The following is a 9,944-nucleotide window of genomic DNA, read 5'->3' on the forward strand; positions in this document are numbered from 1 at the left end:
GATGTCCACAGCCTCCCACCGCACCACCTCCCCCCGCGCGGCGTCCTTCCCCAACGGCACGCCCACCAGGATCACCCAGGGCGCGCGGACCAGGGGCGGCATCGGCGAGTCCACGCTCCGCCCGGACGGCACCCTCAAGGTCACCGGCGAGTTCGCCTACTCGTCCGACATGTGGCACGAGGACATGCTCTGGGGCCAGATCCTGCGCTCCCCGGTCGCGCACGCCGAGATCGTCTCCGTCGACACCGCCGAGGCCCTCGCCGTGCCGGGCGTCCACGCCGTCATGACGTACGACGACCTGCCGACGGAGATCCGGAACTACGGCCTGGAGATCCAGGACACCCCCGTCCTCGCCCACGGCAAGGTCCGCCACCACGGCGAGCCGGTCGCGATCGTCGCCGCCGACCACCCGGAGACCGCCCGCCGCGCCGCCGCGAGGATCCGGGTCGAGTACCGCGAGCTGCCCGTCATCACCGACGAGGCCTCCGCGACCGCGCCGGACGCCGTCCTCGTCCACGAGAACCGCACCGACCTCCCCCAGTCTCAACCTGGTTCGACCGGGGGGACCCCCACCATCGGCCACGTCCCGCACCCCAACATCCTCCACCGCCAGCCCGTCGTCCGCGGCGACGCGGCCGCGGCGGCCGCGCGGGCCGACGTGATCGTCCGCGGCGAGTACACCTTCGGCATGCAGGACCAGGCCTTCCTCGGCCCCGAGTCCGGCCTCGCCGTCCCCGAGGAGGACGGCGGCGTCCACCTCTACATCGCCACCCAGTGGCTCCACTCCGACCTGCGCCAGATCGCGCCCGTCCTCGGCCTGCCCGAGGACAAGGTCCGCATGACCCTGGCCGGCGTCGGCGGCGCGTTCGGCGGCCGCGAGGACCTGTCCATGCAGATCCACGCCTGCCTGCTGGCCCTGCGCACCGGCAGACCCGTCAAGATCGTCTACAACCGCTTCGAGTCCTTCTTCGGCCACGTCCACCGCCACCCGGCCCGCCTGCACTACGAGCACGGCGCGACCAGGGACGGCAGGCTCACCCACGTCAAGTGCCGCATCGTCCTCGACGGCGGCGCGTACGCCTCCGCCTCCCCGGCCGTCGTCGGCAACGCCGCCTCGCTCGGCGTCGGTCCCTACGTCGTCGACGACGTGGACGTCGAGGCCGTCGCCCTCTACACCAACAACCCGCCGTGCGGCGCGATGCGCGGCTTCGGCGCGGTCCAGGCCTGCTTCGCCTACGAGGCCCAGATGGACAAGGTGGCGAAGGAACTGGGCCTGGACCCGGTGGAGTTCCGGCAGCTCAACGCCATGGAACAGGGCGCGACCATGCCCACGGGCCAGATCGTCGACTCCCCGGCCCCGGTCGCCGAACTCCTGCGCCGCGTCAAGGCGATGCCGCTGCCGCCGGAGCGCGAGTGGGAGTCCAGCGAGGGCGCGGACGTACGGCAGCTGCCCGGCGGTCTGTCCAACACCACGCACGGCGAGGGCGTCGTGCGCGGCATCGGCTACGCGGTCGGCATCAAGAACGTCGGTTTCTCCGAGGGCTTCGACGACTACTCCACCGCCCGGGTGCGGATGGAGGTGGTCGGCGGGGAGCCGGTGGCCACCGTGCACACCGCGATGGCGGAGGTCGGCCAGGGCGGCGTCACCGTCCACGCGCAGATCGCCCGCACCGAGCTGGGCGTCGCCCAGGTCACCATCCATCCGGCCGACACCGAAGTGGGCAGCGCCGGTTCGACCTCCGCCTCCCGGCAGACGTACGTCACCGGCGGCGCCGTGAAGAACTCCTGCGAGCGGGTCCGCGAGAAGGTGCTGGAGATCGGGCGCCGCAAGTTCGGCTCCCACCACCCCGCCTGGGCCACCGCCGAACTCCTGCTGGAGGGCGGCAAGGTCGTCACCGACGGCGGCGAGGTGCTCGCCGACCTCGTGGACGTCCTCGGCGAGGAGGCGGTGGAGGTCGAGGAGGAGTGGCGGCACCGGCCCACCGAGCCCTTCGACCTGCGCACCGGCCAGGGTTTCGGCCATGTGCAGTACTCCTTCGCCGCCCACCGCGCGGTCGTCGAGGTCGACACCGAGCTGGGCATGGTGAAGGTCGTCGAACTGGCCTGCGCCCAGGACGTCGGCAAGGCCCTCAACCCGCTGTCCGTCCTCGGCCAGATCCAGGGCGGCACCGTCCAGGGCCTGGGGATCGCGGTGATGGAGGAGATCGTCGTCGACCCGAGGACCGCGAAGGTGCGCAACCCCTCCTTCACCGACTACCTGATCCCGACCATCCTCGACACCCCGACCATCCCGGTCGACGTCCTCGAACTCGCCGACGACCACGCCCCCTACGGCCTGCGCGGCGTCGGCGAGGCCCCGACCCTGTCCTCGACCCCGGCGGTGCTCGCGGCGATCCGCGACGCCACCGGGCTGGAGCTGAACCGGACACCGGTCCGCCCCGAACACCTCACCGGAACGGCCCCCGCCACGGACTGAACCGGTGAGCCCCCGGGGAGCGTCCGGTTCACTCCCCGGGGCCCCGACCGCCCGTCCTGGGCCGTTCCCCGGGGGCCTGAGGGCGGGCTTCCCGGGGTACTCCGCCCGCCACCCCGTCGAGAACCGGCCCGGCGTCCACCGGCCCACCCGAACCGACCTCCGCACCACCGCAGTCAAGGAGACCGAGACATGCTGGACATCGCCGAGGAGCTGAACCGGTGGGCCGAGCAGGGCCGTGACTTCGCCGTCGCCACCGTGGTGGCCGTCGGCGGCAGCGCACCCCGCCGGCCGGGCGCAGCCCTCGCGGTGGACGCCGACGGCACGGCGATCGGCTCCGTCTCCGGCGGCTGTGTGGAGGGCGCGGTGTACGCGCTGTGCCAGCAGGCCCTCGCCGACGGGGAGTCCGTCCTCGAACGCTTCGGCTACAGCGACGACGACGCCTTCGCCGTCGGCCTGACCTGCGGCGGCGTCATCGACGTCCTCGTCACCCCGGTGCGGGCCGGCGACCCGGTCCGCCCGGTCGTCGCGGCCGGCCTGCGGGCCGCCGCGTCCGGCACGGCGGTGGCGCTGGCCCGCGCCGTGGGCGGACCGGCCGAACTCCTCGGCCGCGCCCTGCTCGTGCGCCCCGACGGCTCCTACGACGGTGGCTTCGGCGCCCACCCCGAACTGGACCGCACGGTGGCAGCCGAGGCCGGCGCCCTGCTCGACGCGGGCCGCACCGGCACACTGGAGGTCGGCGACCGGGGCTCCCGCTGCGGCGCCCGGCTCACCGTGCTCGTCGAGGCCTCGGTGCCGCCGCCGCGGATGATCGTCTTCGGCGCGATCGACTTCGCCTCGGCGCTGGTGCGGATCGGCGGGTTCCTCGGCTACCGCGTCACGGTGTGCGACGCCCGCCCGGTGTTCGCCACCCGGGACCGCTTCCCCGAGGCCGACGAGGTCGTCGTCGACTGGCCGCACCGGTACCTGGAGCGCACGCGGGTGGACGCGCGGACGGTCCTGTGCGTCCTCACCCACGACGCCAAGTTCGACGTGCCGCTGCTCCGGCTCGCCCTGCGCCTGCCGGTCGCCTACGTCGGCGCCATGGGCTCCCGCCGCACCCACCTCGACCGCAACGAGCGGCTGCGCGAGGTGGGCGTCACCGAGCTGGAGCTGGCCCGGCTGCGGTCACCCGTCGGGCTCGACCTGGGCGCCCGTACGCCCGAGGAGACCGCGTTGTCGATCGCCGCGGAGATCGTCGCCGAACGGCGCGGGGGCAGCGGGGTCCCGCTGACCGGGGCGCACACCCCGATCCATCACGACGCCCCGTCGCCGCCGGCCGGGAGGATCGGCTCGGTGGCCTGAGCGAGGTTCTCGGCGGAACCGTCGCAGCCGGGACCGTCGCCGGGTCCGCCGTCCGCCGGACCACCGGCTGGTCCGGCCAGGCGAACGCGTGGTGCGGGTCGCCCTACTCGCTCAGGCGGACGAAGCGCAGCAGCTCACGCACGATGCCCGCGCCGCCCGCGCTCCAGCCGGTGCGCGGTTCGAGGACATCCGGGTCGGCCCGGTGCTCGATGTCGGACCAGCGGGCGCCGTCGGCGTCGCGGGTCGCCCGGGTCACGAGGTCGGCGACGAGGACCCGCGCGGACCCGGGCGGGTCGTCCTGCTCCGCGACCCGGTCGCAGGCCGGTGCCGGCACGCCCGCCGTGCCTCAGCAGCGGCCGTTGTCGGCCCAGAGGCCCGGGCGCGGCCGGCTCGGCAGCCCCGAGTGCGTGACGGTGTGCCGGCAGCGGTCGGCGAGCTCCTGCCAGGCGGGCTCGGCCAGGACGTCCCGCAGGAGCCGGAATACCTGGGCGTCCCCGAGCAGCCATCGCCGCCCGTCCGCCGCCGGCTCCTCGGCCTCGTCCACCCGTACGCCAACTCCCGTCATCGGGCCACCTTTCACACGGGGTCAGGGGGCCGCCCAGGGGAGCGTCGGGCGCGTGCGGCGGCCCGGAACGGCCGTTCGCGCCCCGCGCGCTCCCCAGTGGAGCGCACGAGGCGGGGCGGCGGAGCGGCGCGGTGGAGTGGTGCGGTGGCGGAACGGCGGGACGGCGGGACGGCGGGATGACGGGGCGCCGGGACGGCGGGACGGCGGGACGACGGGACGGCGGGGCGGCGCGGTGTCAGGCCTGACGCAGCAGGCGGTTGGCCGCCCGGCCGAACACGGCGCGGGCGACGGGACTCACGAGGGGGTCGAGGAGCGGCGGTGCGAGCCACGAGCGGATCTCCTCGCGCCAGACGACCCGGGTCCGGCCGCCGGGGCCGGGGCGGACCTCGATCTCCGCCCAGCCCCGGACCGCGCGGCCGAGCTTCTCCAGCCGGCACAGGCCCGGTCCGCCGTCGTCCGGCGGGCACCAGACGGTGACCTCCATGCGGTCGTCGAAGCCGAGCGGTCCGATCCCGGACCGGGCCACGAACACGGTGCCCTCCCGGGTCGGCCCGGGGGTGAGCACGGTGACGCGGGTCAGCGGGACCACATCACCGTGCCGGGTCCACTCGGTGAGCCGCCGCCAGGCCTCGTCGAGGGGGAGCGGTGCCGTGCGTTCGAACTGGAAGGTCGCCACACAGCGATCGTAAGGAGTCCCTCGGGCGCGGTGGCGCGTTCGCCGGCGGCTCACACGGTTGGCCCAGTCCGGGACAGGTGCGCGGGCGTGCGGGACGCGCGGCAGCGCACCCACCGGCCCGGTCAGCGGTAGACCTTTCCTGCCTCCGCCCGCCCCGGAGCGAGGAGTTGGGGCACGGTGACGAAGACGTAGCCGCGTTCCTTCAGCGCGTCGATGATCCCGGGCACCGCGGGCACCGTCCCGGCGTAGATGTCGTGCAGCAGGATGATGCCGTCCCGCTCGGTCTGGTCGAGGACCCGGCGCCGGATCAGCGCGGAGTCCTCCGTCGTGTAGTCCTTGGCGGTCACGCTCCACAGCACCTCCGCGAGGCCCAGCTCACGGCAGACCTCGTGCACGGTGTCGTCGGTGCGGCCCTGGGGCGGGCGCATCAGGGTGGGCCGGCGGCCGGTGAGGCGCTCTATCTCCCTGTTGGGGCGCTCCAGTTCCTCGCGTATCTCCCGCGGTGTCAGCTCCGTCAGGATCTTGTGGTCCCAGGTGTGACTGGCCACCTCGTGGCCCTCGTCGGCCATGCGCGTGACGAGCTGCGGGTACTTCTCGATGTGCCGCCTGCCGAGGAGGAAGAAGGTCGCCGGGACCCGTTCCTCCTTCAGGATGTCCAGCAGGCGGGCGGAGTTCTCGCTCGGGCCCGCGTCGAAGGTGAGCGCGACGCACTTCGCCGCACGGCAGTCGACGCTGCCGAAGCGGGCCGCCTGCGCGGTGGACGCGGGCTCGGCGCGCACGGTGCCGGGTGCGGTGGTGTCGAGCCCGGCGCAGCCCGTCAGGGCCAGGGCCAGGCAGGCGGCGACGAGACCGGCCCCGGCCGAACGGAACGGGATCCCCGTTTTCTTCATCTTCTTGGTCGGAGAAGGCATGCCGGGACTATACACAGGACGTATAGCGGGTGACCTGGGGTTATTCCCTGGTTCGTCCGCCCCTGTCGCCTGTCCCGCGACGTCCGCCGCGAAGCTCTCGCGGCGGACGCCGGGACCCGGGCAGGGGACGGACGGGGTGCCTCACTGGGCGTGGAACGTCGCGTCCGCGCGGTCCGTCGCCGTGCTCGGCGCCTGCACGTACAGCAGGTGGTCGTAGTGCCGCAGGTAGCGGCCCGCGTAGTTGTACGACTCGTACGACACCCCCGCCGCGTCGGACAGGCCCGCCCGCCGGTGGAACGTGGCGTCGGCCGCGAACCGCGCGGTGCCGTCGTTCTTCTCCACCCACGCCTCGAAGTTCTTGTGCCGCAGGTAGTGGCCGGGGAAGTTGGCCGACTCCAGCGAGACCGTGCCGCTGCCGGCGAGTCCAGGCACGACCCGGAACTGCGAGTCCGCCAGAGGGCTCACGTCCGCCTCGACGCGGGCGCGGTACTCCCAGTGCCGGACGAAGCGGTCCGGGAGGTTGTCCGAGGAGAAGCGCTGCGGGGTGACCCCGTCGGCGACCGGGATGCCGAAGTCGGGGGTGCCGTCGGTCTTCCAGTACAGCTTCTGCACGCGGGTGCGGCGGTTGGGGTCGTTCAGCGGGTCGCCGGTGATGTCCTTGTAGCTGCGGTCGTGGTAGACGAGGATGTCGGACTTTCCGTCCTCGGAGACGGTGAAGGAGTTGTGGCCGGGCCCGTACTGCGAGGTCGCGGCGCTGCTCTTGAACACCGGTTGCGAACTCTTCGTCCAGGACGAGGGGTTGGTGAGGTCGGCGGTCGCGGAGGCGGTCAGCAGGCCGAGGCAGTAGTTGGCGTCGGTCGCGCTCGCCGAGTAGCTCATGAAGACCTTGCCGCCGTGCTGGACCACGGCCGGCCCCTCGTTGACCTTGTAGCCGACGGTCTCCCAGGCCAGGGTGGGCTGCGAGATCTCCGCCGGAGTCCCGGTGATCGTCCAGGGGTTCGCCATCTTCGCGACGAAGAGGCTGGTGTTGTTCTCCTCGGCCGGGTTGCGCTGCGCCCAGGCGAGGTAGCGCACGCCGTTCGCGACGAACGTGGTGGCGTCCAGCGAGAAGCTCTCCCACGTGGTCCTGATCCGGCCCTTCTCGGTCCAGGCCGCGGTGAGCGGGTTGCCGCCGGTGCCCTCCAGGACGTACATGCGGATCGCCCACACGTCGTCCGTGGCGCCGGCCGCGAAGTGGACGTACCACTTGCCGTCGATGAAGTGGATCTCCGGCGCCCAGATGTGGGCGCCCATGACCCCGCTGGTGTGCCTGGTCCAGATGGTGGTCTCGGGGGCCGTCGACAGACCCTGGATGGTCGTCGCCCGGCGCAGCACGATGCGGTCGTACTCGGGGACCGTTGCGGTGAAGTAGTAGTAGCCGTCCGTGTGCTTGAAGATGTGCGGGTCCGCGCGCTTCTCCGCGAGCGGGTTCGTGTAGGTCACGCCGGGCGAGGCGGGCACGGCGGCCCGGGCGGTGCCGGCGGGACCGGTGAAGCAGGTGGCGGCAAGGGCCACCGTCCCGGCCGTGAGCAGTGCGCGGGTGCGCCGACGGAACATCCGAGGCATACAGGACCGTCCCTTGTTCGTTATTTCGAACACAGTTCGTAACTTCGGCCAGAAGATAGGGGTTGGACATGCACTCGTCAATGGTGTCGGCGGAGGTCCGTGGGAGGTGGGGCGCCCTGATGCAGAAGACCTGCTGTTCCCCGCCGCCGGGGACGGGCGGACGGCGCGCGAGCGCATCCTGCACGCCTTCGGGCGGGTGGCGGAGCAGGCGGCTCCGCCCGGCTGCCACGGGTGTCCCTGCCCGGCCGTCCGGATCGAGCTGAAGGACGTGGACCATCCCGCGAGCGAGGCCGCCCGGCGGGTCGAGGGGGAGCCGGCGTCGTTCTGCCGGACCGAGGCCGAAGGGGCGGCGCCACCGGTCCCGCCCTGCCGGCCCGCCGGTTGACGCTCCTCTTCGGGGGGCGGCGCCCGGGCCGGCGACCTCGCCGGGCTGATCCTGCCGGTGGTGACCACGCTCCTGGACGCCGGGGGAGTGCGCTGAGGCGCACGGTGCGCCCATGGCGTGCGTCACTGTTCCGGCAGGTGATGAATGGGTTCGTGCCGGGTACCCTCGGTACGCGAGTGGGTGACCGATCCGCAGTGCACGGCCGGACCTCGGAGGATCAGATGGCGCACGAAGAGAACACCCAGGACGCCGCGGAGGCGGCCCGCCGCGCCCGGTTCGGCGCGCTGCCGCAGCGGGTCACCCCGGCCGAGATGGTCGAGGAGAAGCCGGCGAGCGTCGTCGACCCGGTGAGGAACGACTACAACGACGACGAATGGCTCGTCCGCATGGGCGCCTTCTGAGCCGACGGCTCCCCGGTGCCGCGGCACCGGACCGATCCGCGTGGGACCCTGCCGGCGGCTGTCCACCGCGCTCCCGCCGTCCGGCGGGCGCGGCGGGCAGCCGCTTTCGTGCGCCGCCCCCATACGCCGCCTTCGTGCGCCGCCCCCGTGCGCCGCCCCGAGGCGGTTCACCCGTATCCGCGAGTCTTCGGCTGAACGTTCACATCGGGCAATCCTCCCGTTCGGGAAACGGCGGTCGCCCTTCTCACGGATCATGGACGGGCCGAAAGGAACGGGCCGGCAAGGGTGTTCGTCGGCCGTGCCGCCCGCTCCCCGCGACACCAGGAGTCCGCATGACCACACCGCGCATCGTCCTCGTCCACCCCGGGGACCTGGCCCCCGCGGACCTCGCGTCGTGGAACGACCTGCGCCTCACCACCGCCACCGTCGCGAACCCCTTCATGAGCGCCGAGTTCACCCAGGCCGTCGGCCGGGTCCGGTCCGACACCCGGGTGGCCGTCCTGCGCCGCGCGGGACGGCCCGTCGGCTACTTCCCCCACCAGCGCGGCCCCTGGGGCTACGGCCGCGCGGTCGGGCTGGGCGTCTCCGACTGCCAGGGCGCCGTACTCGAGCCGGACGTCCACCTGGAGGCGCAGCACCTGATGCGCGCCTGCTCGCTCAACGCCTGGGAGTTCAACCACCTCGAAAGCGGCCAGGACCTGTTCCTGCCCTACGCCACCGGGCAGTTCGCCTCGCCCGTCGTCGACCTCGCCCCCGGCTTCGAGCACTACGAACGGCACCTGCGCGAGCACGCGCGCAAGTTCCTCAAGACGGCCAGGGCCCAGGAGCGCCGCATGGTCCGCGACCTGGGCCCGCTGCGCTTCGTCCACGACGAACGCGACCCCGCGGCCCTGCGCACCCTCATCGACTGGAAGTCCGCCCACTACCGGCGCACCGGCCGCCGCGACCCGTTCGCCCAGCCGTGGATCACCCGGCTCGTCGGCCTCCTCGCCGGCACCGCCTCACCGCACTGCTCCGGCGTCCTCTCGGTGCTCTACGCCGCCGACCGGCCCGTCGCCGCCCATTTCGGCCTGCGCTCGCGCACCGTCTTCTCCTGCTGGTTCCCCTCCTACGACCGCACCCTCGCCACCTACTCGCCAGGCCGGGTCCTCTACCTCCGCATGATCGAGGCAGCAGCCTCCTCCGGCATCCACCTCTTCGACTTCGGCCGGGGAGAGGCGGCGTACAAGGACTCCTTCAAGACGGGCGACCTCCTGGTCCACGAAGGGGCGCTGCGCACGACCGGCCCGGGAGCCGCCCTGCACTGGATCCGCCGCGAACCCGTACGCGCCGCACACCGCCTGGTGCGCGACCACCCCGCCCTGAAACGGGCGGCGCTGCGCACGCTGGGCGCCGTCGGCGCGGCACGCGGACGCTGACCCCCCGACACGACCACGACGCCGGACGGCGGGTGGTCGGAGCCCGACCACCGGAGCCCGACCACCGGAGCCCGCCGGGGCGGAGCCCGACCACCGGAGCCGGCCGGGGCGGAGCCCGACAAGCGGGAGCCCGACCACCGGAGCCGGCCGGGCCGCGCCCCCGGGT

At 73.5% G+C, this 9,944-nt stretch carries 10 protein-coding genes; 5 read left to right on the plus strand and 5 right to left on the minus strand.

The features are described 5' to 3' along the window. The first annotated feature begins 1 nt into the window (after position 1). Together ACGFQC_RS30010 and ACGFQC_RS30015 are read left to right on the plus strand one after the other, a co-directional pair. Positions 2 to 2,476, plus strand: coding sequence for a molybdopterin cofactor-binding domain-containing protein (locus ACGFQC_RS30010; protein WP_363091506.1), 2,475 nt, complete (start codon positions 2 to 4; stop codon positions 2,474 to 2,476). A 189-nt stretch (positions 2,477 to 2,665) separates the two neighbouring features. After that, a complete protein-coding gene (locus tag ACGFQC_RS30015; RefSeq protein ID WP_363091507.1) occupies positions 2,666 to 3,817 on the plus strand; it encodes an XdhC/CoxI family protein in 1,152 nt (383 codons plus the stop codon). Between the two features lie 103 nt (positions 3,818 to 3,920). On the opposite strand, the gene ACGFQC_RS30020 is transcribed toward ACGFQC_RS30015, so the two are convergent. From ACGFQC_RS30020 to ACGFQC_RS30040, 5 genes are all read right to left on the minus strand, one after another. Next, entirely contained in the window at positions 3,921 to 4,151 is a 231-nt protein-coding gene (locus ACGFQC_RS30020) for a hypothetical protein (RefSeq protein WP_363091508.1), read from the minus strand. A gap of 12 nt (positions 4,152 to 4,163) precedes the next feature. After that, positions 4,164 to 4,382 carry a hypothetical protein gene (locus ACGFQC_RS30025; protein ID WP_363091509.1) on the minus strand — a complete coding sequence of 73 codons (219 nt, stop codon included), beginning with the start codon at positions 4,380 to 4,382 and terminating at the stop codon, positions 4,164 to 4,166. Between the two features lie 235 nt (positions 4,383 to 4,617). Continuing rightward, positions 4,618 to 5,058 (minus strand): SRPBCC family protein, encoded by a 441-nt coding sequence (locus ACGFQC_RS30030; RefSeq protein WP_363091510.1) that lies wholly within the window; start codon positions 5,056 to 5,058, stop codon positions 4,618 to 4,620. Between the two features lie 122 nt (positions 5,059 to 5,180). Next, on the minus strand, positions 5,181 to 5,948 hold the full coding sequence (locus tag ACGFQC_RS30035; RefSeq protein WP_363091561.1) for a polysaccharide deacetylase family protein: 768 nt from the start codon (positions 5,946 to 5,948) through the stop codon (positions 5,181 to 5,183). A gap of 162 nt (positions 5,949 to 6,110) precedes the next feature. Beyond that, entirely contained in the window at positions 6,111 to 7,574 is a 1,464-nt protein-coding gene (locus ACGFQC_RS30040; RefSeq protein WP_363091511.1) for a family 43 glycosylhydrolase, read from the minus strand. Between the two features lie 106 nt (positions 7,575 to 7,680). Here ACGFQC_RS30040 and ACGFQC_RS30045 point away from each other — a divergent pair, with 106 nt between their 5' ends. The 3 genes from ACGFQC_RS30045 (at position 7,681) to ACGFQC_RS30055 (ending at position 9,778) form a co-directional block, all read left to right on the plus strand. Next, a complete protein-coding gene (locus ACGFQC_RS30045) occupies positions 7,681 to 7,959 on the plus strand; it encodes a hypothetical protein (protein ID WP_363091512.1) in 279 nt (92 codons plus the stop codon). A gap of 221 nt (positions 7,960 to 8,180) precedes the next feature. Continuing rightward, a complete protein-coding gene (locus tag ACGFQC_RS30050; RefSeq protein WP_363091513.1) occupies positions 8,181 to 8,360 on the plus strand; it encodes a hypothetical protein in 180 nt (59 codons plus the stop codon). Positions 8,361 to 8,692: 332 nt separating this feature from the next. Beyond that, complete coding sequence (locus tag ACGFQC_RS30055; protein WP_363091514.1) at positions 8,693 to 9,778, plus strand: GNAT family N-acetyltransferase; 1,086 nt, start codon at positions 8,693 to 8,695, stop codon at positions 9,776 to 9,778. The last annotated feature ends 166 nt before the right edge of the window (positions 9,779 to 9,944 follow it).

It is taken from the genome of Streptomyces sp. NPDC048734, from assembly GCF_043198675.1.
Taxonomy (GTDB): Bacteria; Actinomycetota; Actinomycetes; order Streptomycetales; family Streptomycetaceae; genus Streptomyces.

What these genes read in the sequence shown, in the direction of transcription:
- ACGFQC_RS30010 (WP_363091506.1), top strand. Translation starts at nt 2, where the DNA reads ATGTCCACAGCCTCCCACCGCACCACCTCCCCCCGCGCGGCGTCCTTC.
- ACGFQC_RS30015 (WP_363091507.1), top strand. Translation starts at nt 2,666, where the DNA reads ATGCTGGACATCGCCGAGGAGCTGAACCGGTGGGCCGAGCAGGGCCGT.
- ACGFQC_RS30025 (WP_363091509.1), bottom strand. Translation starts at nt 4,382, where the DNA reads ATGACGGGAGTTGGCGTACGGGTGGACGAGGCCGAGGAGCCGGCGGCG.
- ACGFQC_RS30035 (WP_363091561.1), bottom strand. Translation starts at nt 5,948, where the DNA reads ATGAAGAAAACGGGGATCCCGTTCCGTTCGGCCGGGGCCGGTCTCGTC.
- ACGFQC_RS30040 (WP_363091511.1), bottom strand. Translation starts at nt 7,574, where the DNA reads ATGCCTCGGATGTTCCGTCGGCGCACCCGCGCACTGCTCACGGCCGGG.
- ACGFQC_RS30050 (WP_363091513.1), top strand. Translation starts at nt 8,181, where the DNA reads ATGGCGCACGAAGAGAACACCCAGGACGCCGCGGAGGCGGCCCGCCGC.
- ACGFQC_RS30055 (WP_363091514.1), top strand. Translation starts at nt 8,693, where the DNA reads ATGACCACACCGCGCATCGTCCTCGTCCACCCCGGGGACCTGGCCCCC.